The sequence below is a fragment of the Yoonia sp. genome (genome assembly GCF_017854415.1).
In the GTDB taxonomy this organism is placed as follows: domain Bacteria; phylum Pseudomonadota; class Alphaproteobacteria; order Rhodobacterales; family Rhodobacteraceae; genus Yoonia.
Genome location: NZ_JAFMHR010000040.1, coordinates 1 through 21,470, shown reverse-complemented (window position 1 = coordinate 21,470; position 21,470 = coordinate 1). Strand labels below are relative to the sequence as shown.

The following is a 21,470-nucleotide window of genomic DNA, read 5'->3' as shown; positions in this document are numbered from 1 at the left end:
GCCCAAAGGATTCGAACATTTACGGAAGGCGTGTCAGATAAGGATTTGCTTGCTAGCATAAAGAAACCTCTGGAAATGTCAGAAGTTACTATCTTTCTTGGGTTTTCCTTCATTGACATTAATATGCAGATTTTGAAGCCTGAGACTGTGGTTGCTAGCAGAGTTCTCGCAACTGCCAAAGGTCGTTCGGAAGATACAAAGCGCGCGCTTTACCATGAATTGCGACAAACGTTTACAAAAGATGGCCAGCTTCCTGCCTCTGTGGAGTTATTTTCTGGGAAGTGCTTTGAGCTTTTTTATGAGTTCGACCGCTACTTGGAAAAAACTCAACCAGTGTAATTGCCAAATTTCCAATTTGGCAGCGCCCGAACCGCCCCCACGGGGCGGGCGCTTTGCTTCCTGCCCCTCGGTTCGGGCGCGGTGTTTCGTATTGGGTCGGGTTTCTTTGAATAGAGCGCTGGACCTTCCATCCCCCACCAAACCCGCCTACACCTCTCCCCTATGACATGCCCCCTTTGCGCCACCGCTGACGTCCCGCTTTCTCCGTTCCCTGTTTCGGGTGGACCAGAGGATGCCTCGGTCGATCTTTGCCCCACTTGCACTGACACGCTTGATGCCCCGCAGGAGGATCATTTTCGTGCGCTGGCGACTGCGATGTGGTCAGAGGATGCCGCCGTTCAAGTGCTTGCTGTCCGCACGCTTGCCAAGTTGCAGACCCCTTGGGCCGCAGACCTGTTGGATCAGCTTTATCTGGATGATGACACCCGTGCGTGGGCCGACAACGTGGCTGCGGCAACCGCGCACAAAGATGCCCACGGTGCGCCCCTACATGCGGGCGACACGGTTGTTTTGATCAAGGATTTACCTGTCAAAGGGGCGGGCTTTACGGCCAAGCGTGGCACGGCGGTGCGGGGCATTGCGCTGGTTCCCGACAACCCCGCCCATATCGAGGGCCGTGTTGAAGGCCAGCGGATTGTGATTCTGACGGAATTTGTCAAACGCAAGTAGCGCTAATGACGCGTCCAAAAATGTTGCGTTTTTGATTTGCATCAAGGCGCATCGTGCGGTGTTGCTGTTATCTTTTCCGCATATTCAACACCGGAGGACATCCCATGTTTCGCCTTGCTTCCATGCTTTATTCAATCATCGGCACCAGCTTTGCCGGGGCGTTGATTATTGCAGTCCTGACCCTTGGCTATGACACATTAGTGCCTATCCTGATTGCCGCAGGTGTGGGTGCCGTCGCGGCCATTCCGGTCAGCTATCTGGTGGCGCAAGCGATCACCCACAATAAGATTTGATTGCGCTTAAAGCGCGCTATCCACAGCCTCGCCAGCCGCAGTGATATCGCGCCCCAGACCTTTGGTTGCTTCGCAGGCAGACAGGCCGAGGACGGCTAGAATAAGGGCGATACGGATCATGGGAACCTCTTTGGGTGAATTGTGTTTGGGCGAATCTAGCCCGCTGGTGCGTGGTCGGCAAGGCTGTTGATTGTCATGCTAGAAATGCGCTGACGGCGGCTTCGAATTCGCGGGGCTTTTCAGCGTGCAGCCAATGTCCGGCCCCCGGAATTTTCGCGAATTTGGCGGCTGGAAACAGGTTTTTGATCATCGGTCGCGCGTCGGGTTGCACATAGTCTGACGTGCCGCCGGACAGGAACAGCGTGGGTCCTGTGAAGGTCCCAGCGATCTGGGGGAATCCGATGATTTTATCCATCTCAGCGGCCAGCACATCAAGGTTGAGCCGCCACCGCTTTTCTTTCATATCAAGGCTTTGCAGCAGGAAATCGGCGACGCCGGGTTCTAGGGTGCCCAGTTGCTCTTTGGCGTCGCTGCGCGATGTGACGCGAGCCAGATCAACCTTGCGCATCGCGGCGATGGGTCCGCTTTGCGCGTGGCTGTAGCTAACGGGCGCAATGTCTGCCACGATCATCCGGTTGACCAGTGACGGGTTTTGCAACGCCAAGACCATGGCTGCCTTGCCGCCCATTGAATGGCCGAGGATATCCGTGGGTCCGGTCACTATCTGCGCCAAATCATCCGCCATATCGCCGTAGCTGTGGCTGTCGCGCCAAGCGCTGCTGCCGTGGTTGCGCATGTCGACGGTCACGACTGTGCGCGTCTCGGACAGTCGTTTGGCGATGACCCCCCAATTGCGTGCCGACCCAAAGAGCCCATGGGCAATCAAAAGTGGTGTGCCTGTCGGTCCATCATATGTAATCGTGTTCAACATGCATCTCTTGCTATCCTTGTGTCGCGCGAAGGACCAGAGGGATTGAGCAATTTGCCTAGACCGACTAGGCGCCGCGCATGACGTTAACGATGCATCAGATGGTAGACGAGGTTCGCGCGGCGCTGGCAGACAAGCTGCGCGTGCGTGGTTGGTCGCTGGCTGTGCAAGTTCGCAAGGCGGGACGGCGCTTGCCGCGGGCCGTGCGCCGTGATGCGGTTTATCTGGTGCAAACGATTGGCTTGGTCGATAATCCCAAGCTTGCACGGATGATTGATATGCGCCGTGCGCAGTTGGCCCATCGCAATATTCTGGCGTTCCTTGAGACGGTTGACGTGGCAGCAGAGCGCCGCGGGATCGCGTTGCAGATTGCCGCGTCGATTGCACTGGTTCTGCTGGTGACAGGTCTTTTGTTGTTGTTTGTTTTGGTGCAGCGCGGGTTTGTTTGACCGCTGAATGTGGTGCTTGCATCATCAACTGTGATGCCTCCGGCGGGAGTTTTCAGAGCAAGATGATGAGGGGGCCGACCCGCATTGGACTGCGGGCCGGAATTTTGTTTAGAGCGTGGGGTAGATCGGGAAGCGATCGCACATGGCTTCGACTTCAGATTTGACCTTGTCTTCAACAGCGCCGTTTCCGTCTTCACCGTTTGCTGCCAGACCTTCGGTTACTTCAACGATCCAGTCCGCGATCTGGCGGAACTCTGCCTCGCCAAAGCCACGTGTTGTGCCTGCGGGTGATCCAAGGCGAATGCCGGATGTGACCATCGGCTTTTCAGGATCAAACGGGATGCCGTTTTTGTTGCAGGTGATATGGGCGCGTCCCAATGCTTTTTCGGTGGCGTTGCCTTTGACGCCTTTGGGGCGCAGATCGACCAGCATCAGGTGCGTATCAGTGCCGCCTGTGACGATATCCAGCCCGCCTTTCATCAACTGATCGGCCAACGCTTGCGCGTTCTTGATCACTTGCGCTTGGTAGGCTTTGAATTCTGGGCGCAATGCCTCACCAAAGGCGACGGCCTTGCCTGCAATCACATGCATCAACGGGCCACCCTGGATGCCAGGGAAGATGGCAGAGTTGCATTTTTTCGCGATCATTTCGTCGTTGGTGACGATCATGCCGCCGCGCGGGCCGCGCAGGGTTTTGTGGGTCGTAGTTGTTGCCACATGCGCGTGCGGGAAGGGTGAAGGATACAGGCCCGTAGCCACCAAACCTGCAAAATGGGCCATGTCGACCAGCAAGAATGCCCCAACGCTGTCGGCGATCTCGCGCATTTTGGCGAAATCGATGATGCGCGGAATAGCGGAGCCGCCTGCGATGATCATCTTGGGTTGGTGTTCTGTCGCAAGACGCTGGACCTCGTCGTAGTCCAGCATATTGTCTTGTTGGCGCACGCCGTACTGGACAGCGTTGAACCATTTGCCGGACTGGTTTGGCTTGGCCCCGTGGGTCAAGTGGCCGCCTGCGTCCAACGACATGCCAAGGATCGTATCGCCTGGCTGGAGAAGCGCTTGGAACACGCCTTGGTTCGCTTGCGAGCCAGAGTTCGGCTGCACGTTTGCAAAGCTGCAATCAAATAGTTGGCATGCCCGCTCAATAGCGAGGTTTTCAGCAACGTCGACGTGTTCGCAGCCGCCATAATACCTGCGGCCCGGATAACCTTCGGCGTATTTGTTGGTCATCACACCGCCTTGGGCTTCCATTACGGCGGCAGAGACGATGTTTTCTGATGCGATCAGCTCGATCTCTTTGCGCTGGCGCTTGAGTTCGGCTTGCATAGCGGCGTGGATCGCTGGATCGCGGGTTTCAAGCTTTTCTGTGAAAAAGCCATCATCGCGGACTGTGACATTCATAAGTGCATTCCCCTTGGGTCAAGTGGCATAAATTATTCTGACGCCCTCTTACCGCACGATTGCTGTCTGCTAAAGTATCAAAACGACCATGATCATTATGCGCGCGCCACGATATGTTTCCGATCCGCGACTTGCGTTTCAGGACCGATCACAGCACAACTTGTGGGAACTTAAGGATAATAGTGCCATGCCGCGTCCCAAGATAGCCTTTGCTGCCAGTCCTGTGCCGATTGCACAGGCAGCTTTGCGCACGTTGTCGCAGGCACATGGCGATGTTCCGCAGGCAGAGGCGGATGTGATTGTCGCCCTTGGTGGCGATGGTTTCATGCTTGAGACATTGCATGCGACCCAAGGGTTGGACGTGCCAGTCTATGGCATGAATCGCGGCACGGTCGGTTTCTTGATGAATGAATACCATGAAGTTGATCTAAGACAGCGGCTGGATGAAGCCGAGGAAGAAGAGATCAACCCGCTTGCCATGACAGCTTTGACCGTTGATGGCGCCATGCATGAGGCGCTGGCGATCAACGAGGTGAGTTTGCTGCGTGCAGGGCCGCAGGCCGCCAAGCTGCGCATCACGGTGGATGGCAAGTTGCGGATGAACGAATTGGTCTGCGACGGCGCGCTGCTAGCGACGCCTGCTGGCTCTACGGCTTATAATTACTCAGCGCATGGGCCGATTTTGCCGATCGGGTCAGATGTTTTGGCACTTACTGCGATGTCAGCGTTTCGACCGCGTCGTTGGCGCGGCGCATTGTTGCAGAAGAGTGCTGTCGTCCGGTTTGACGTGATTGATCCGCAAAAACGTCCCGTGATGGCCGACGCGGACGGGTCGTCGGTGCGTAATGTTGTCAGTGTTGAGATACGGTCAGAACCGGCCGTGCGCCACCGGATTTTGTTTGATCCGGGGCATGGGCTGGAAGAGCGGCTTATTCGGGAACAGTTTGCTTAGCGCGGCTTCTTTGTCGCACTAACGCATTAGGACTTTGCGTACCCCATCGGGATCAACGCCGCTTTGATTTCATCCAAGATCGCGGGATCGTCGATTGTCGCGGGCATCTTGAACGCCTCTCCATCTGCGATTTTGACCATTGTCGCCCGCAGGATTTTGCCAGAGCGTGTCTTGGGCAAACGGTCCACGACAGCCACCATTTTGAATGCAGCAACAGGTCCGATGGTGTCGCGTACGGATTTTACGACCTCTTTGGCGATGTCTTCGTGCGGGCGGTCACAGCCTTTGTTAAGGCAGACGAATCCCATAGGCAGTTGGCCTTTGAGCTCGTCTGTAACGCCGATTACCGCGCATTCGCCGACGTCTGGGTGACCAGCAAGGACTTCTTCCATTGCACCGGTCGATAGGCGGTGGCCCGCTACGTTAATGACGTCGTCGGTGCGCGCCATGATGTAAAGATAGCCGTCTTCGTCGATCATGCCTGCGTCGCCGGTCTCATAGTAGCCGGGGAATGTATGCAGATAGGATTTGATAAATCGATCCTCTGCGTTCCAAAGCGTCGGTAACGTACCGGGGGGCAGGGGCAGTTTAACCGCAATCGCTCCCAGTTCGCCGGGCTTCATCTGGTGGCCAGCCTCATCTAGGATTTGCACATCATAGCCGGGCATGGCCACGGTGGGTGATCCGATCTTTACGGGTAGCGCTTCGATCCCTGCGGGGTTGCCTGCGATGGTGTAGCCGGTTTCGGTCTGCCACCAATGGTCATAGACGGGCACGTTCATGATACGCTGTGCCCATTCGATGGTGTCGGGATCAGCCCGTTCGCCCGCTAGATAAAGCGCGCGCAGACCAGAGATGTCGTAGCCTTTGATCATCTCGCCCTTCGGGTCCTCGCGTTTGATGGCACGGAACGCGGTGGGGGCGGTGAAGAAGGATTTGACGTCGTATTCTTCGATCACGCGCCAGAAAGTGCCTGCGTCGGGGGTGCCGATCGGTTTGCCTTCGAAGACGACAGTTGTGTTGCCGTGGATCAGTGGCGCGTAGCAGATGTAGGAATGTCCAACGACCCAACCGACGTCTGATGCGGCCCAGAATACTTCGCCTGGATCAACGTTGTAGATCGCTTTCATGGTCCAGTTCAGCGCAACCAAGTGGCCCGCTGTCGGTCGCACGACGCCTTTGGGTGCGCCTGTAGTGCCGGAAGTGTAGAGAATATAGGCAGGGTGATCGCCGCGCACGGGTACGCACTCGGAAGGGGTGACGCCGTCTTGGAAGTCGTGCCAGTCGAAATCGCGGTCCGGGATCAGTTCGGCGATTTCCTGTTCACGCTGAAGGATGACGGTGAAATCGGGCTTGTGCTTGGCCATTTCAATCGCGCCGTTCAGCAAGGGTTTGTAATGCACCACGCGCCCCGGTTCGATCCCGCAAGAGGCTGCGATGATCGCTTTGGGTGTCGCGTCGTCAATGCGCACGGCAAGCTCGTTCGCTGCAAACCCGCCGAACACGACCGAGTGGATCGCACCAAGGCGGGCACAGGCCAACATCGCCTCAAGGGCTTCGGGGATCATCGGCATGTAAATAATGACGCGGTCGCCTTTTTCCACGCCTTTGGCGCGCAAAGCTCCTGCCAGCGATGCGACGCGGGTTTGTAATTCGGCGTAACTGATCTTGCTTTTGGTGTCCGTAACAGGGCTGTCGTAAATGATCGCAGTTTGTTCGCCGCGTCCGTTTTCAACATGGCGGTCAACGGCGTTATAGCAGGTGTTCACTTCGGCATCCGTGAACCAGCGGTAAAGGGGCGCCTTGCTGTCATCTAGCGCTTTGGTCGGAGGGGTGACCCAGTCGATTGCTTTTGCCTGATCCATCCAAAAGCCCTCTGGATCGTTTTTCCAAGCATCATAAACTGCAGCGTAGGTCATCGCGTGCTCCTCTCAAAACATGTTGGGAGGATTGTTATCACGGGATTTGGTCTCGGCAAGTAGAACCGCGCTGGATCGCGCCGTTGGAGTCAATTTTTTGACTAGCCGTAATGCGCCACCGGTGTACCTGCGACTGCTGACATATTCAGCAGGCCGCGTGCAGTGATCGATGGTGTCACGATGTGACAACGGTTGCCCATGCCCATCAAAATTGGCCCTACCTCAAGCCCGCCACCCTTCATTTTCAGGATGTTGCGCACCCCAGATGCCGCGTCGGTGTTCGAGAATACCAACGTATTGGCGGCGCCTGGCAAGTGAGCTGCGGGAAACACGCGGTTGCGCAGTTCCACGTCCAAGGCGGCGTCGACGTGCATTTCGCCCTCGTAGGCAAAGTCGCGCGGCGCACTGTCTAGTATCTCCATCGCAGCGCGCATCCGGCGTCCGCTATCGGTATCAAGATTGCCGAACTGGCTGTGCGAACACAGCGCAATTTTGGGATCGACCCCGAAGCGACGGACATGGCGGGCTGCGCCGATGACAGTTTCCGCGACTTGCTGCGGCGTTGGTTCAGGATGCACTTGGGTGTCAGCGATGAACAGCGGACCATCTTCAAGGATCATCAAAGACAGGGCTGCGACAGGGTGAAAGCCACCCGTCCCAAGGATCTGTTTGACGTAGTTGAGGTGCCATAGGAATTGACCGAATGTGCCGCAGATCATGCTGTCAGCCTCGCCGCGATGGACCATAACCGCGGCAATAGCGGTGGTGTTCGTGCGCATGATCGCCTTGGCCAAATCGGGCGTGACGCCAGAGCGGGCCATTAGATCGTGGTAAGTGCCCCAATAATCACGGTAGCGCGGATCGTTTTGCGGGTTCACGATTTTGAAATCGATGCCTGGCCGGATCTTGAGGCCGGCACGTTCGCAGCGCCGCGCAATAACTTCGGGACGGCCTATCAGGATAGGGGTGTCAGTGGTTTCTTCCATGATCGCCTGAGAGGCGCGCAGCACGCGTTCGTCCTCGCCCTCGGCGAAGACGATTGTACGCGTGGCCGTGCGTGCCGCTTCGAAGACTGGGCGCATGATCATCGCGGATTTGAAGACGGAGCCGTCCAGATTGGCTTTGTACGCAACCATGTCTGCGACGGGGCGTTGCGCGACGCCAGTTTTCATTGCGGCACCGGCGACTGCGCTGGCCACGACACCCATCAAGCGCGGATCGAACGGCTTTGGGATGAGATAATCAGCACCAAAGGTCAGCTTCTCGCCCTGATAGGCGGCGGCTGCCTCGGCGCTTGTCGTTGCACGCGCAAGGGCGGCGATCCCTTCGACGCAGGCGATTTTCATTTCGTCGTTAATCTCGGTGGCACCAACGTCGAGGGCGCCGCGAAAAATGAACGGAAAGCACAACACGTTGTTGACCTGATTGGGGAAATCGCTGCGACCTGTCGCAATGATCGCATCAGGGTTGGCGGCGCGCGCAACGTCCGGGTCGATTTCCGGGTTGGGGTTGGCTAGCGCAAAGATGATCGGGCGGTTGGCCATTTTCTTGACCATTTCAGGCTTAAGCACGCCGGGGCCCGATAGACCAAGGAAGAGGTCAGCGCCATCAATGACGTCGCCCAATGTGGCGGCCGTTGTGCCTTGGGCATAATCCGCCTTTTGCGGCGTCATGTCTTTTTCGCGGCCTTTGTAAACAAGGCCTTCGATGTCGCATAGATAGACGTTTTCGCGTTTTACACCCAGTTTCAGTAGCATGTTGAGGCACGCAATACCTGCCGCCCCGCCGCCTGTGCTGACGATTTTGATATCTTCGAATTTCTTGCCCGCTACATGCAAAGCGTTATAAACGGCCGCACCTACAACGATCGCCGTGCCGTGCTGGTCGTCGTGGAACACGGGGATATTCATCCGCTCGCGGCATATTTTCTCGACGATGAAACAGTCAGGCGCCTTGATGTCTTCAAGGTTAATCGCGCCAAATGTCGGTTCCAGTGCGCAGACGATATCAGCCAGTTTTTCTGGGTCAGGTTCGTTCAGCTCAATATCGAAACAGTCGATGTTGGCGAATTTCTTGAACAGGACCGCTTTGCCCTCCATCACGGGCTTGGAGGCAAGTGCGCCGATGTTACCAAGTCCCAGAACCGCGGTGCCGTTGGTCACGACTGCGACCAGATTGCCGCGCGATGTGTAATCGCGGGCGGTGTCCGGGTTTGCTTTGATCTCAAGACAGGCTTCGGCGACGCCGGGGGAATAAGCGCGGGCAAGATCGCGCCCGTTGGCCATCGGCTTGGTTGCGCGAATTTCAAGTTTTCCGGGCTTAGGGTACTTGTGATAATCGAGTGCGGCCTGTCTTAGGCTGTCTTTTGCATCGTTGCTCATGTGGTCCCTCCAATATGGTTTAATATTAAACCATTATCTTTCCGTCGCGGAAACTGTTCCGTCTGATTAATCATGGTTTGGCGGCTCTTGCAAATAATTCCACGCAAAGACAGTGTGTCGGGTATGACAGATAAGCATGAAATACGCGCTGAGGTTTGTTTGGCGACGACCGATTTGCGCGCCGACCTTGGTTTTTTTGGTGGCACCTTGGGCATGTGTTTGGATATGATTTATCCCGCCGATGATCCCAGCGTGGCGGTTTATTCAGGGCATGGGCTGCGGGTACGATTGGAGCAAGGGGGTGGGGTGAACCCCACCTTACGCATCCTCACTGATGATGCAGGTTTTGCCGATGGACAAAAATCGCTGACATCGCCCGGTGGAACACCGGTTGAGCTGCATCCGCTGAACCCTCCGCTGGAATTGCCAACAACAGAACACGCCTTTGTTGTGCGCCGTCTTGCAGATCAGGCCCCTTGGGTCATTGGCCGCGCGGGCATGCAGTACCGCGATTTGATCCCCAGCCGTTTGGGTGGGTCGATCATTGCCAGTCATATCCGTATTCCCGATGGTGGGCCTGTGCCAGACATGGTGCATTTTCACAAAGTCGGGTTTCAGCTGATCTTTTGTTATCGTGGTTGGGTTGATGTAGTCTACGAGGACCAAGGTCCGCCTATTCGGTTGACGGCTGGCGACTGTTTTATCCAGCCCCCTGAAATTCGGCACCGCGTGCTTGAGGCGTCAGACGGGATCGAGGTCATTGAGATTGGTGTGCCTGCCGAACACGTCACGCAGATTGATCATGTGATGAAACTGCCCACGCCGCACTTGCGTCCTGACCGTGAATGGCAGGGACAAAAGTTTGTGTTCAACGAGGTGTCCAAGGCCAGTTGGGGCGCTGCGCGTTTGCCCGGTTTCGTGTCACGTGACACCACGATTGCCACCAATACCAAAGGCGTTGCGGGCGTAAATGTAATCCGCAAGGGGCAGGGTAGCCCTGTTTGGGCCAGTCACGATGCCGATATCCATTTCACCTTTGTGATGGAGGGCACGATGACGCTGGAGGGTGAAGGCAAAGCCCCTTACGCGCTTGAGGCGGGCGATGCATTTGTCACGCCGCCGGGGATGAAGACCCGGTATGCGGACCCGTCAGATGATCTGGAATTGCTAGAAGTCGCTTTGCCGGGTGTGTTTGTAACCGCTTGCTAGGACTTGCATCCTGCACCGACACGTCACACTTTATATAAGAACAAGTCTAGGAGGTTACGATGACCCTGATCGAGAGTGCCCGTCTTGTGCGTGAAAACGCCCATGCCCCTTATTCGAAGTTCAAGGTGGGCGCGGCCCTGCGTGCCAGCTCTGGTTTGGTTTATCACGGCTGCAATGTCGAAAACGTAGCCTACCCCGAAGGCACCTGCGCCGAAGCGGGCGCAATTGCTGCGATGATTGCAGGGGGTGATACAGCCATTGCTGAAATTGCGGTCATTGCCGATAGCCCTAAACCAGTGAGCCCTTGTGGCGGATGCCGCCAGAAAATTGCCGAGTTCGCAACGGGTGATGTCAAAGTCGTGTTGGCGACGCTAGATGGGGTGGTGCATGAAACGACGGTTGCTGCCCTATTGCCGGGCAGTTTTGACGCTGAATACATGAGCCGCGTTTAAAGTGGATGCCCGCGCGATCATAGCCGCTATTAGGGATAAGCACTCGCCAAGCGCCGAGCAATTGGGTTGGTTTGCCCAAGGTCTGGCCACTGGTGATGTTAGTGACGCGCAAGCCGGTGCCTTTGCGATGGCAGTGGTTCTGAACGGCCTCAGCGATGAAGGTCGCGTTGCGCTGACACAAGGCATGCGTGATAGCGGTGATGTGCTTAAGTGGGACTTGCCCGGGCCGGTTTTGGACAAGCATTCGACAGGAGGCGTCGGCGACTGTGTGTCGTTGATACTTGCGCCCGTTCTGGCCGCCTGCGGGATATATGTTCCGATGATTTCGGGACGCGGATTGGGGCATACCGGCGGCACGCTGGACAAGCTTGAGGCGATCCCGGGTATCGACATCAACGTATCAGAGCAGCGACTGCGCCTGCTGACCCGCGAGGTGGGCTGTGCGATTGTCAGTGCTACAGGGCAAATCGCACCTGCCGACCGCCGTCTTTATGCAATCCGTGATGTGACCGCGACGGTGGAAAGCATTGATCTGATCACCGCGTCGATCCTGTCTAAAAAGTTGGCCGCTGGTTTGGGTGGTTTGATTCTGGATGTAAAATGCGGGTCGGGCGCGTTTATGAAAACGCACGACGATGCGAAATCCTTGGCACAGGCGTTGGTCAGCACAGCCAATGGGGCGGGCTGTCCTACAATGGCGTTGATTACCGATATGAACGAACCGCTGGCACCAGCACTTGGTAATGCGCTTGAGGTGGCGGTTTGTATGGAGGTTTTGGCCGGCAATACGGCGGTGGCCCCACGTCTTTATGAGTTGACTGTCGCCCTTTGTGCACAGCTTTTGATGATGCAGGGCGAGCATGGACCAGAAGCGGGTGCGCGCGTGAAAGATGCGCTGTCCTCTGGTGCCGCGATGGAGCGTTTCGCTCATATGATCGCAGCCCTTGGCGGTCCACCCGATATGGCGCACGATTGGCACACACACCTACCCAAAGCCCCCGTTGTGGGCGACGTGACGGCCCCAAAGGCGGGTTATGTCGCGGCGATTGATGGTGAGGCACTGGGTTTGGTGGTTGTCGGTCTTGGTGGCGGACGTCGTGTTGAGACCGACCGGATTGATCCATCCGTAGGGCTGGCAGAGATGATCGGTTTGGGCACTTATGTGAACCGTGGCGATCCGCTGTGCGTCCTGCATGCCGCTGATGAGGATAGCGCAGTAGAGGCAGCGAAGGCCGTGCAATCTGCGATCACAATCGGCGAGGACCGCCCGCGAGGGCCACTTATTATCGAAGGGATCACTTGAATGGCGCGTGCTTTCTTGATCGTGATTGACAGTGTGGGAATTGGCGGCGCACCGGATGCGGACCAGTTTTTTAACGGGACTTTGCCAGACACGGGTGCAAATACGCTGGGTCATATTGCTGCCGCTGTCGATCTAGAGGTGCCGGCAATGGACGCGCTGGGCCTTGGGGCTGCGGTCAAATTGGCCTCTGGGACGGCTGCGGCTGGTTTGGATGCCGTGCCAACCGGCGCTTGGGGCGCTGCGACCGAAGTATCGCGCGGCAAGGACACACCGTCGGGACATTGGGAATTGGCCGGTGTTCCTGTGCCGTGGGACTGGCACACGTTTCCGGATACTGATCCTGCTTTTCCGCCGGAATTGACCGCGCAGATTTGTGCGGCTGCGGGAACGGAAGGGATTTTGGGCAACCGCCACGCCTCTGGTACTGTTGTGATAGAACAAGAGGGCGCGGCGCACCTTAAGACGGGCTGGCCGATTTGTTATACCTCTGCGGACAGTGTGTTGCAGATTGCGGCGCATGAAGAGGCGTTCGGACTTGAGCGTTTACTGAAGCTTTGCAAAGACATCGCGCCTATTTTGCACGACATGAAAGTGGGCCGCGTCATCGCCCGACCATTTACTGGCGATGTCGGTCATTTCAAACGCACGGCGCACCGCAAGGACTTTGCGATTGCCACACCTGCGCCGACGATCTGTGACTACGTCCATGATGCAGGCCGGAAGGTGTACGCCGTTGGAAAAATAGGCGATATCTTCTCGATGCGCGGTATCGATGATCTGCGCAAAGGGCGCGATGTCGACTTGATGCGGCATATCAATGATCTGGTCGAGGAGGCGGAAGATAGGTCGTTCGTCTTTGCCAATCTGGTGGAATTTGACAGCGAATATGGACATCGGCGTGATCCTGCGGGCTATGCCGGGCATCTGGCGTGGTTCGATCATGAACTGGCGGCGCTATTGCCGAAAATGCGCAGCGGTGATCTGTTGATCGTCAGCGCGGATCATGGCAATGACCCTACGTGGTCCGGCACCGACCACACCCGCGAGCGGGTACCGGTTCTGGTGCACGGTATCGGGTCAAAGGCGCTGGGTCATTTGAGTTTTACGGATGTTGCGGCCAGTATCGCAGAACATCTTGATGTGCCATACGCAGGCCAAGGAAAGAGCTTTCTATGAGTTTTCAATCCATTCCCAAAATTGAGCTGCACACCCATCTGGAAGGCTGCGCACCGCCCAGCTTTATACGCGGGCTAGCTGCGGAAAAGAAACTTGATATCAGCAAGATTTTCGACCGAAACGGTGGATATGCTTTTCGTGATTTTGATCACTTTTTGCAGGTATATGAGGCCGCTTGTACAACACTGCAAAGCCCCGAGGATTTTCGCCGCCTGACGATGGCAGTACTCGAAGAAACTGCGGCACATGGTGTGGTTTATATGGAAACCTTTGTATCGCCTGACTTTTGCGGTGGCGGCGACTTGGCGGCTTGGAAAGAGTATCTTGCTGCGATGGTTGAAGCCGCAGACGAGGCAGAAGCAAAGTTCGGCATTACCCTTAAGGGCATTGTCACGGGCATTCGCCACTTTGGACCCGAGGCCTGTAAGCCTGCAGCGAAATGCGCGGCTGAAACCTTTGGCGATTTCATTACTGGCTACGGCATGGCGGGCGGTGAAATGGCCGGGCGTCCTGCTGACTTTAGCTATAGTTTCGACATGGCGCGTGAAGCAGGGCTGCCGTTGACCTGCCATGCCGGTGAATGGGGTGGGCCTGCGATGGTCGCTGAGACGATCCGCGATCTGGGTGTTGCGCGGGTTGGGCACGGGATCGGAGCGATTGATGATCATGCGCTGCTTGATGAAATTATCGAAAGAGGCATCGTGCTAGAAGTTTGCCCTGGATCAAACGTCGTGTTGAAAGCCGTGGGTGGCTGGGATGCGCACCCGATCGTTAAACTGCGCGATGCGGGCGTGAAAGTGACCGTTTCCACCGACGATCCACCGTTCTTTCACACCACGATGACCGCAGAATACGAGATGTTGCACCGCACCTTCGGGTGGTCCGAGGATGATTTCCGCGCGATTAACGAAACAGCATTGGCTGCCGCCTTTTGCGATGAAGACACCCGCGCCCGCGTGGCCAAAAGGTTGGAGCCTGCACAATGAATGATCACGTCACCCACGTCACGCACCCACTGGTGCAACATAAGCTGACACTGATGCGGCAAAAGGATACCTCGACCGCAGTGTTTCGCCAGTTATTGCGCGAAATCAGCCAGTTGCTGGCTTACGAGGTCACACGCGGGTTGCCAATGACAACCCGCCGGATTGAAACACCGATGGAGCCGATGGACGCGCCTGTCATTGACGGCAAAAAACTGGCACTCGTATCGATCTTGCGGGCGGGCAACGGATTGCTGGACGGAGTTTTGGAACTGATCCCGTCGGCCCGTGTGGGCTTTGTTGGTTTGTACCGCGATGAAGAAACGCTGCTGCCGGTCCAGTATTATTTCAAGGTGCCGACCGAATTGCAGGACCGTTTGGTGATTGCTGTTGATCCGATGCTGGCGACGGGAAATTCATCAGTTGCGGCAATTGATTTGCTAAAGAAAGCGGGGGCTACGAACATCCGGTTCTTGTGTCTTTTGGCAGCACCCGAAGGCATTGCGCGGATGAAAGAGGCGCATCCTGACGTGCCGATTGTGACCGCTGCTATTGATAGCCACCTGAACGCGCAAGGCTATATTGTTCCCGGATTGGGGGATGCTGGCGACCGGATGTTTGGCACCAAGTAGTGTTCAGCTATTGCAGATATTGCGCAAGGTCACCCAGTCGCTGTCGTTCAAGATCAGCGGAACTTGCTGACCCGCCATAGGGTCAGTGCCAAGGTCTGGCGTGTTTCCGCTGCGCCTGTCAGTTGCGGCGCGGTAGGGCCCTTGGGGGATTTGCGCGGCAGCCAACATGTCGCGCAAGGTATCTGCGTTAGGTATCGGCGCTTGGGCGGTGATAAGATTCTGTGCGTTTTGATTAAGAATATCATCGGGGATGCTGCCAGTGGTCAGCAACCGGAACGTGGTACCAAGCCCTTCTTGGGTGAGTAGATTTTCAAGAGGGTCTGCATGCACGATAGCCGCGCGGCTGGCGAGGATGAAACCCGCAGCGGTTGCTGGATCGTCAGAGAACCGCAAAATACCTGCATCTACGACAATCAAGCCACCGGGCAGGGCGAGCGCCGCTTGGTTCAAGCTTGGCACAATGATGATCTGCGCTGTGGTTTCTGGACCGAAAAGGCGCTGGGCAAGGCGCCTGGCAGCAGAACTGCCGTGTCTGGACAGGCAAGCTTGGCCCGTCTTGATCTGCATATGGCCCAGCATGGCGGTCCCGATTTCGATGCGTTTGGGCAACGGGACGACGGCCAGTGTTTGCCGCGTCAAAGCATTGGGAAGCCAAAATACCCCGAGTAATATCGTGATCGTGATAAGCCCAGCTGTCAGCCGATGCCGCAACTTGCCCGGTTGTGGTCGCGATTTAGCAAGCGCTTTGCTGACCTCTTCGATCGCCTCGATCATCATCGGGTCGCTGATTTCTAGCAGCTCGCTTGCTGCTTCGTCCGGGGCATAGATTGCGGGTGTGTCGGTGGTGTTCTGCCGGATCAGCGCTGGGAGCGACCAATGTGCCAGCGGACGCTCGGCGCTGTCTGTAATGACCAGTGTCGCATCCCCGAAAGCAATCGTCACATCGCGTCGTTGCGCATCGGGGCTGGCGCGCCAGAGCGCGTCACTTTCCAATCGCACATATCGATCGAGTGCTGTCATTTGCCCCAACTGCCTTTTTTCACAAGGTAGCTGGAAGGGTTTGGATTGTCATCTGGGAAAGATCGCCGGTGGGTGGTCTTTTGTTGTGGTCGCCGGACCCTTTGGGGGAAGTTTCTTGGGGGAAAGTAGTTGGTTGCGGGGACATGCACCCGCAACCGTTAGAGTGTTTTGGCTTGTTTGCGCAGTTCAAATTTTTGGATTTTTCCGGTGGAGGTTTTGGGGAGTTCTTGGAACACCACCCGCTTGGGGCATTTGAAGCCTGCCAGCCGTTCGCGCGTAAAGGCGATGATTTCAGCTTCGGTCGCTTGTGCACCGTCTTTCAGCTCAACAAATGCACAGGGGACTTCACCCCATTTGTCATCAGGTTTGGCGACGACCGCGCACAGGTTGACCGCTGTGTGATGCATCAGCGCGCCTTCGACTTCGACAGAGCTAATGTTTTCGCCGCCCGAGATGATGATGTCCTTGGCACGATCAGAAATCTGGATAGATCCGTCGGGATGTTGGATCGCAAGGTCCTCGGAATGGAAGTAGCCGCCTTCAAAGGCTTTTTCTGTGGCATCTGCGTTTTTGAGGTAGCCTTTCATCACCGCGTTCCCGCGCATCACGATCTCGCCTTGAGTGGCCCCGTCGCGGTCGACTTGACCCATCTGCTTGTTCACGACTGTGACATCTTCCATCATCGGAAATGCCACACCTTGGCGGGCCTTGATGGCGGCCTGTTCGTCGCTTGGTAGCGTGTCCCAGTCGCTGTCCCAGATGCATTCGGTGACATGCCCGTAGGTTTCTGTCAGCCCATAAACCTGTTTGACATTAAAGCCCATTTTACCAATTGCCGCGAGCGTTGCGGGCGCAGGCGGTGCGCCTGCAGTGAACACTTCGACGGTGTGGTCAAATGCGCGCTTATCTTCGTCTTTGGCGTTTACGATTAGATTCAAGACGATGGGAGCGCCGCCGAAGTGGGTTACGCCTTCTAGTCCGATAGCGTCATAAATCGCTTTGGCGGATACATCGCGACAGCACACGACCGTGCCGCCCAAGGCAGGCATCATCCATGTATGGTTCCAGCCGTTACAGTGGAACAGTGGTACGATTTGTAGATACCGCAAGAACAGCGGTAACTCCCAGCTGATCGGTGTGCCCATCGTCATAAGGTAGGCCCCGCGGTGGTGATACACCACGCCTTTGGGGCGCCCCGTCGTACCGGAAGTATAGTTGAGTGCGAGGCTTTCCCATTCGTCTTGAGGCAGTACCCAGGCAAATTCGGGATCGCCGAGAGCGAGGAAATCTTCGTATTTTTGTTGGTCCGTAATCGCATGTACCCCGACCTGATCGTCGGGGACTTCAATGATGACGGGGGGCGTGCCGTCCATCTGTTCGACTGCAGCCATCGCCATAGGCATGAACTGACTATCCACCAAGGCCACTTTGGCTTCGCCATGCGTGAAGATGTAGGCGACTGTGTCTACGTCAAGACGGGTGTTGATTGTGTTCAGGACGGCACCGCAGGCCGGCACACCGAATGCGGCCTCTGCCTGTGCGGGAACATTAGGTAATATCGTGGCCACAACATCTCCAGGTTGGACACCGATTTTTGCCAGCGCCGAGGCCAGCCGTGAAACCCGCCTGTAGTATTTTGCATACGTCAGACGCGTCTTGCCATAGACGATCGCCTCGCGTTTGGCGAAGACAAGCGCCGCGCGTTGCAGGTGTGACAACGGAGTAAGCGGCACATAGTTTGCCGCCCGTTTGCCCAATCCGGTTTCGTCTCGCATCCAGCCCATGCAGCCCTCCCGCGTGTTGCGTCACATTGAGGGTTGAGTATTGCGACAAGTTGGTGCCTTTGGAAGTCATAAACTGCGGCAATAGGATCATTTGATGTCTCAGACAACCGACCCACGCCAGGCTGCATTGCTGATACTTGCTGGAATGGCGACGCTGGGTCTAAGCGATAACTTCGTGGCCTATGTGTCCGCAGATAGTTCGCTATGGCAATTCCACTTGGTCCGCGGGGTGATGGTGCTTGCGGTGATGGGCATGATTGCAGCGTTTGGTTTTGGTGTTGTTCGTCCAAAAAGACCGCTGGCCGTGTTGGCGCGCAGTGCCATTCAGGCGACCTCGATGTTGATTTATTTTGGATGCCTCGCGATTTTGCCGATTGGCGTGGTTGTGGCGGGGTTGTTCACTGCACCTCTGTTTGTGGCCCTGATCGCGGCCATATTCCAGAGCAAGAGCATTGGCCCGGTCCATATTTGTGCAATCCTGTTGGGCTTTGCTGGAGCGTTGATGGTGATCGGTCCTGATCCAAATAATCTGAACCTAGTTGCATTCTTGCCGATCGTGGCGGGGTTGCTCTACGCGATCGGGGCTGTCGCGACCCGAGCGTGGTGTGAAGGCGAGGCGACACTTGCGCTGAGTGCTGGGTTCTTTGTGGTGTTGGCTGCGATGGGGGCTGTAGGATGTTTGGTTTTGCCATCCGTTGGCAGTGGCGCCGATGGGTTTGCCACACGCGGTTGGATGCCGCTGGACGCACGATTGTTATTTTGGATGCTTGTGCAGGCGGCTGGTGCATTGATTGGTATCATGTGCATCTTTCGTGCCTACCAAATTGGCGAGGCCAGTCACGTCGCTGTCTTTGAATATTCGCTTTTGATCTTTGCCAGCGCTTGGGGTTGGTATCTATGGGGGCAAACCGTTGCGCCGTTGGGGTTGTTTGGCATGGTATTGATCGTCGTGTCGGGGGCTGTGATCGCGTTGAAGCGGCCATAAATACTTAGCTTCCATGCTAAGTTAATGCACTTTATCGCGTGGATCGGAAAGACGATCTAAGATGCTGTCTTTTAATGAAAATCCACAAGGTATCTGTTGGCGCACCCCTCATCGGGATGCGCCAGAATTGTTTACGCAGCCGCTGCCGTAGGCCCGAAACGCTTGTAGAATTCTTGGTTTTTGGCAGCCATTTCGCGCAGCAGTTCAGGCGTTTTGAAACGTTCGCCAAACTGCGCCGTTAGCTCATCGCAACGCTCTGCTGCGTAAGGCGCGCCGATCATGTCGAGCCAGCTGAACGGGCCGCCTGACCAAGGCGCAAAGCCCCAGCCAAGGATCGCACCGACATCGCCTTCGCGAATGTCTTCCAGCACGTTTTCTTCCAAAGCGCGGACTGCTTCGAGCGTTTGAGCGAACATCAGACGGTGCTGAACGGTGATCAAGTCGGGCTGGTCGTAAGCTGCTGGATACTGCGCTGCGAGACCTTCCCAGAGACCGCCGCGCTTGCCTTTGTCGTCGTAGCTGTAAAAGCCTGCGTTGGATTTGCGACCCAAACGTTTTTCGTCGAACATCCAGAATAGAACTTCGTCCACTTCGCCGTCAGGATAGGCGTCGCCCATTGCAGCACGTGTTGCTTTGGCGATCTTGACGCCTAGATCGACGGACGTCTCATCGACCAGTTGCAACGGTCCCAGGGGCATGCCCAGCAGTTTCGCTGCGTGCTCGATCAAGGCGGGCTCTACACCTTCCTTCACCATCCGAATACCTTCGTTGATGTAAGGAATGATGCAGCGGTTGGCGTAGAAAAACCGTTCGTCGTTGACCACGATTGGCGTTTTCTTGATCTGGCGCACAAAGTCTAGCGCCTTGGCAACAGCCACATCGCCAGTTTGCTTACCTTTGATGATCTCGACCAGCAGCATTTTGTCCACGGGCGAAAAGAAGTGAATGCCGATGAACTTTTCCGCGTCGTTCGAAGCTTTGGCAAGCTCGGTGATTGGCAGGGTCGAAGTGTTTGTTGCAAAGATGCAATCAGCGCCAGTCACGGCTTGGACCTTGGCGGTGACGTCGGCTTTGACACCCACATCCTCGAACACGGCTTCCACGATCAGGTCGCACCCTTTGAGCGCTTCATAATCTGTCGTTGCATTGATCAGGCTAAGAACAGCGTCTTTCTTTTCTTGCGTGACCTTCTTGCGCGACATGCCTCTATCAAGGTGGGCCGTGGTGTAGGACTTGCCCTTGTCAGCAGCTTCTTGTGTGCTGTCGATCAGGACAACTTCGATGCCAGCCAAAGCCGAGACCAGCGAGATGCCCGCGCCCATCATGCCTGCGCCGATGACGCCGACCTTTTTGACATTCTGGTCAGGAGCCTCGGGGCGGTTTGCGCCCTTTTCCAAGGCTTCTTTGTTCACAAACAAGCTACGGATCATTGCAGAGGATGACGGATTCATCAGGACGTTGGTGAACCAGCGGGCTTCGATCTTGAGTGCTGTGTCAAAGGGAACCATCGCACCCTCATAGACAGAAGACAGCAGCGCTTTGGCTGCCGGATAAACACCTTGGGTCTTGCCGTTGACCATCGCAGAGGCGCCTACAAAGGTCATGAACCCAGCAGGGTGGTACGGTGCGCCGCCGGGCATTTTGTAAGCCTTTTCGTCCCATGGTTTCACGATGTTCGGCTCGGACAAAACCCACGCTTTCGCAGCTGAAAGCAGCTCGTCAGCAGGCACAACTTCGTCAACGACACCAGCAGCCATAGCTTTCTTGGGATCGTTCATTTTGCCTTCAAGCAGCAAAGGTGATGCGCCCATCGCACCCAGTTTGCGCGACAGACGTGTTGTGCCGCCAGCACCGGGGAAAATTCCGATCAGGATTTCAGGCAGGCCAATTTTGGCCTTTGGGTTATCAGCCGCAAAGATGCGATGGCAGCAAAGCGGGATTTCCAGACCAATGCCAAGCGCCGTGCCGGGCAGGGCTGCTGCAATCGGCTTGCCGCCTTTGTTGGTTTTCGGGTCCATGCCTGCGCGTTCAATTTTGCGCATGATGCGGTGGGCGTTCATGATGCCATCGAACAGGCCCTTGGCTGGATTGTCGCCTGCCATTTCCTTCATCTTCGCGATGACCTTCAGGTCCATGCCCCCAGCAAAGCTGCCCGGTTTGCCGGATGTGATGATAGCGCCCTTGATCGTGTCGTCTGCCAGCACTTGATCGACAAGTGCATCAAGATCGTCCCAGCCCTGAAGCGTCATGACGTTCATGGATTTGCCGATGGTGTCCCAAAGGATCGTAGCGACGCCATCAGCGTCTGTTGTCATTGTAAAATCAGTCATATCAGACACTCCTTACACGCGTTCGATGATAGTGGCCGCACCCATGCCGGATGCGATGCAAAGGGTGGCAAGGCCGGTGCTTTTGCCTGTGCGCTCAAGCTCGTCCAGCAGGGTGCCGATGATGATCGCACCAGTGGCGCCCAAAGGGTGGCCCATGGCGATGGAACCGCCATTCACGTTGACTTTGTCGTGGTCGACGTCGAACGCCTGCATGAAGCGCAACACGACGGATGCAAAGGCTTCGTTGACCTCAAACAGGTCG

At 56.3% G+C, this 21,470-nt stretch carries 20 protein-coding genes and 1 pseudogene; 12 read left to right on the top strand and 9 right to left on the bottom strand.

All coding sequences use genetic code 11. The features are described from left to right. The 3 genes from QZ197_RS06605 to QZ197_RS06595 all read left to right on the top strand — a co-directional run. On the top strand, positions 1-339 hold a 339-nt coding region (locus QZ197_RS06605; RefSeq protein ID WP_296431086.1), incomplete at its 5' end, for a hypothetical protein. Positions 340-501: 162 nt separating this feature from the next. Continuing rightward, complete coding sequence (locus QZ197_RS06600) at positions 502-1,008, top strand: alkylphosphonate utilization protein (protein ID WP_296431085.1); 507 nt, start codon at positions 502-504, stop codon at positions 1,006-1,008. A gap of 104 nt (positions 1,009-1,112) precedes the next feature. Then, a complete protein-coding gene (locus tag QZ197_RS06595) occupies positions 1,113-1,301 on the top strand; it encodes a CTP synthetase (protein WP_296431084.1) in 189 nt (62 codons plus the stop codon). A 6-nt stretch (positions 1,302-1,307) separates the two neighbouring features. Here QZ197_RS06595 and QZ197_RS06590 read toward each other — a convergent pair whose 3' ends face one another. Further along, on the bottom strand, positions 1,308-1,421 hold the full coding sequence (locus QZ197_RS06590) for an entericidin, EcnA/B family (RefSeq protein ID WP_296431083.1): 114 nt from the start codon (positions 1,419-1,421) through the stop codon (positions 1,308-1,310). A gap of 73 nt (positions 1,422-1,494) precedes the next feature. Continuing rightward, positions 1,495-2,232, bottom strand: coding sequence for an alpha/beta fold hydrolase (locus QZ197_RS06585; RefSeq protein ID WP_296431082.1), 738 nt, complete (start codon positions 2,230-2,232; stop codon positions 1,495-1,497). A 77-nt stretch (positions 2,233-2,309) separates the two neighbouring features. Here QZ197_RS06585 and QZ197_RS06580 point away from each other — a divergent pair, with 77 nt between their 5' ends. Continuing rightward, positions 2,310-2,678: a hypothetical protein gene (locus tag QZ197_RS06580; RefSeq protein WP_296431081.1), complete on the top strand. Its 369-nt coding sequence runs from the start codon at positions 2,310-2,312 to the stop codon at positions 2,676-2,678. A gap of 108 nt (positions 2,679-2,786) precedes the next feature. Here QZ197_RS06580 and glyA read toward each other — a convergent pair whose 3' ends face one another. Continuing rightward, entirely contained in the window at positions 2,787-4,082 is a 1,296-nt protein-coding gene (glyA, locus tag QZ197_RS06575; protein ID WP_296431080.1) for a serine hydroxymethyltransferase, read from the bottom strand. Positions 4,083-4,269: 187 nt separating this feature from the next. Between glyA and QZ197_RS06570 the strand changes: the two genes are divergently transcribed. Further along, positions 4,270-5,034, top strand: coding sequence for an NAD kinase (locus QZ197_RS06570; protein ID WP_296431079.1), 765 nt, complete (start codon positions 4,270-4,272; stop codon positions 5,032-5,034). Between the two features lie 26 nt (positions 5,035-5,060). Here the strand turns inward: QZ197_RS06570 and prpE are convergent, their stop codons facing one another. Together prpE and QZ197_RS06560 are read right to left on the bottom strand one after the other, a co-directional pair. After that, positions 5,061-6,953, bottom strand: a complete 1,893-nt coding sequence (gene prpE / locus QZ197_RS06565; protein ID WP_296431078.1) for a propionate-CoA ligase PrpE — start codon at positions 6,951-6,953, stop codon at positions 5,061-5,063. Between the two features lie 101 nt (positions 6,954-7,054). After that, on the bottom strand, positions 7,055-9,334 hold the full coding sequence (locus QZ197_RS06560; RefSeq protein ID WP_296431077.1) for an NADP-dependent malic enzyme: 2,280 nt from the start codon (positions 9,332-9,334) through the stop codon (positions 7,055-7,057). A 123-nt stretch (positions 9,335-9,457) separates the two neighbouring features. Here QZ197_RS06560 and QZ197_RS06555 point away from each other — a divergent pair, with 123 nt between their 5' ends. Genes QZ197_RS06555 through upp form a run of 6 tightly spaced genes read left to right on the top strand, consistent with a single transcriptional unit; the run spans position 9,458 to position 15,089 of the window. Further along, the gene (locus QZ197_RS06555) at positions 9,458-10,543 is read left to right on the top strand and encodes a cupin domain-containing protein (protein ID WP_296431076.1); all 1,086 of its coding nucleotides are present in this window, start codon (positions 9,458-9,460) and stop codon (positions 10,541-10,543) included. Between the two features lie 59 nt (positions 10,544-10,602). After that, complete coding sequence (locus QZ197_RS06550; protein ID WP_296431075.1) at positions 10,603-10,995, top strand: cytidine deaminase; 393 nt, start codon at positions 10,603-10,605, stop codon at positions 10,993-10,995. Between the two features lies 1 nt (position 10,996). Next, positions 10,997-12,298 carry a thymidine phosphorylase gene (locus QZ197_RS06545; RefSeq protein ID WP_296431074.1) on the top strand — a complete coding sequence of 434 codons (1,302 nt, stop codon included), beginning with the start codon at positions 10,997-10,999 and terminating at the stop codon, positions 12,296-12,298. Further along, the gene (locus QZ197_RS06540) at positions 12,299-13,474 is read left to right on the top strand and encodes a phosphopentomutase (RefSeq protein ID WP_296431073.1); all 1,176 of its coding nucleotides are present in this window, start codon (positions 12,299-12,301) and stop codon (positions 13,472-13,474) included. Then, entirely contained in the window at positions 13,471-14,460 is a 990-nt protein-coding gene (locus tag QZ197_RS06535; protein WP_296431072.1) for an adenosine deaminase, read from the top strand. Before QZ197_RS06540 ends, QZ197_RS06535 begins: the two co-directional genes overlap by 4 nt. Next, on the top strand, positions 14,457-15,089 hold the full coding sequence (gene upp / locus QZ197_RS06530; RefSeq protein ID WP_296431071.1) for a uracil phosphoribosyltransferase: 633 nt from the start codon (positions 14,457-14,459) through the stop codon (positions 15,087-15,089). Before QZ197_RS06535 ends, upp begins: the two co-directional genes overlap by 4 nt. Before the next feature lie 3 nt (positions 15,090-15,092). On the opposite strand, the gene QZ197_RS06525 is transcribed toward upp, so the two are convergent. Both QZ197_RS06525 and QZ197_RS06520 read right to left on the bottom strand, forming a co-directional pair. After that, positions 15,093-16,109, bottom strand: a complete 1,017-nt coding sequence (locus QZ197_RS06525; protein ID WP_296431070.1) for a hypothetical protein — start codon at positions 16,107-16,109, stop codon at positions 15,093-15,095. A 158-nt stretch (positions 16,110-16,267) separates the two neighbouring features. Then, positions 16,268-17,893, bottom strand: a complete 1,626-nt coding sequence (locus tag QZ197_RS06520) for an AMP-binding protein (RefSeq protein WP_296431069.1) — start codon at positions 17,891-17,893, stop codon at positions 16,268-16,270. Between the two features lie 94 nt (positions 17,894-17,987). On the opposite strand from QZ197_RS06520, the gene QZ197_RS06515 reads away from it, so the two are divergent. Next, positions 17,988-18,878 carry a DMT family transporter gene (locus QZ197_RS06515; RefSeq protein WP_296431068.1) on the top strand — a complete coding sequence of 297 codons (891 nt, stop codon included), beginning with the start codon at positions 17,988-17,990 and terminating at the stop codon, positions 18,876-18,878. A 131-nt stretch (positions 18,879-19,009) separates the two neighbouring features. Here the strand turns inward: QZ197_RS06515 and QZ197_RS06510 are convergent, their stop codons facing one another. Both QZ197_RS06510 and QZ197_RS06505 read right to left on the bottom strand, forming a co-directional pair. Then, positions 19,010-21,208 carry a 3-hydroxyacyl-CoA dehydrogenase NAD-binding domain-containing protein gene (locus QZ197_RS06510; RefSeq protein WP_296431067.1) on the bottom strand — a complete coding sequence of 733 codons (2,199 nt, stop codon included), beginning with the start codon at positions 21,206-21,208 and terminating at the stop codon, positions 19,010-19,012. Positions 21,209-21,220: 12 nt separating this feature from the next. Then, positions 21,221-21,470, bottom strand: a pseudogene (locus QZ197_RS06505) (acetyl-CoA C-acyltransferase); the annotation flags it as partial.

Excerpts from the sequence above, each read along its gene's own strand:
- QZ197_RS06600 (WP_296431085.1), top strand. The coding sequence starts at position 502 with ATGACATGCCCCCTTTGCGCCACCGCTGACGTCCCGCTTTCTCCGTTC.
- QZ197_RS06595 (WP_296431084.1), top strand. The coding sequence starts at position 1,113 with ATGTTTCGCCTTGCTTCCATGCTTTATTCAATCATCGGCACCAGCTTT.
- QZ197_RS06590 (WP_296431083.1), bottom strand. The coding sequence starts at position 1,421 with ATGATCCGTATCGCCCTTATTCTAGCCGTCCTCGGCCTGTCTGCCTGC.
- QZ197_RS06585 (WP_296431082.1), bottom strand. The coding sequence starts at position 2,232 with ATGTTGAACACGATTACATATGATGGACCGACAGGCACACCACTTTTG.
- QZ197_RS06580 (WP_296431081.1), top strand. The coding sequence starts at position 2,310 with ATGACGTTAACGATGCATCAGATGGTAGACGAGGTTCGCGCGGCGCTG.
- glyA (WP_296431080.1), bottom strand. The coding sequence starts at position 4,082 with ATGAATGTCACAGTCCGCGATGATGGCTTTTTCACAGAAAAGCTTGAA.
- QZ197_RS06570 (WP_296431079.1), top strand. The coding sequence starts at position 4,270 with ATGCCGCGTCCCAAGATAGCCTTTGCTGCCAGTCCTGTGCCGATTGCA.
- prpE (WP_296431078.1), bottom strand. The coding sequence starts at position 6,953 with ATGACCTACGCTGCAGTTTATGATGCTTGGAAAAACGATCCAGAGGGC.
- QZ197_RS06560 (WP_296431077.1), bottom strand. The coding sequence starts at position 9,334 with ATGAGCAACGATGCAAAAGACAGCCTAAGACAGGCCGCACTCGATTAT.
- QZ197_RS06555 (WP_296431076.1), top strand. The coding sequence starts at position 9,458 with ATGACAGATAAGCATGAAATACGCGCTGAGGTTTGTTTGGCGACGACC.
- QZ197_RS06550 (WP_296431075.1), top strand. The coding sequence starts at position 10,603 with ATGACCCTGATCGAGAGTGCCCGTCTTGTGCGTGAAAACGCCCATGCC.
- QZ197_RS06540 (WP_296431073.1), top strand. The coding sequence starts at position 12,299 with ATGGCGCGTGCTTTCTTGATCGTGATTGACAGTGTGGGAATTGGCGGC.
- QZ197_RS06535 (WP_296431072.1), top strand. The coding sequence starts at position 13,471 with ATGAGTTTTCAATCCATTCCCAAAATTGAGCTGCACACCCATCTGGAA.
- upp (WP_296431071.1), top strand. The coding sequence starts at position 14,457 with ATGAATGATCACGTCACCCACGTCACGCACCCACTGGTGCAACATAAG.
- QZ197_RS06525 (WP_296431070.1), bottom strand. The coding sequence starts at position 16,109 with ATGACAGCACTCGATCGATATGTGCGATTGGAAAGTGACGCGCTCTGG.
- QZ197_RS06520 (WP_296431069.1), bottom strand. The coding sequence starts at position 17,893 with ATGGGCTGGATGCGAGACGAAACCGGATTGGGCAAACGGGCGGCAAAC.
- QZ197_RS06515 (WP_296431068.1), top strand. The coding sequence starts at position 17,988 with ATGTCTCAGACAACCGACCCACGCCAGGCTGCATTGCTGATACTTGCT.
- QZ197_RS06510 (WP_296431067.1), bottom strand. The coding sequence starts at position 21,208 with ATGACTGATTTTACAATGACAACAGACGCTGATGGCGTCGCTACGATC.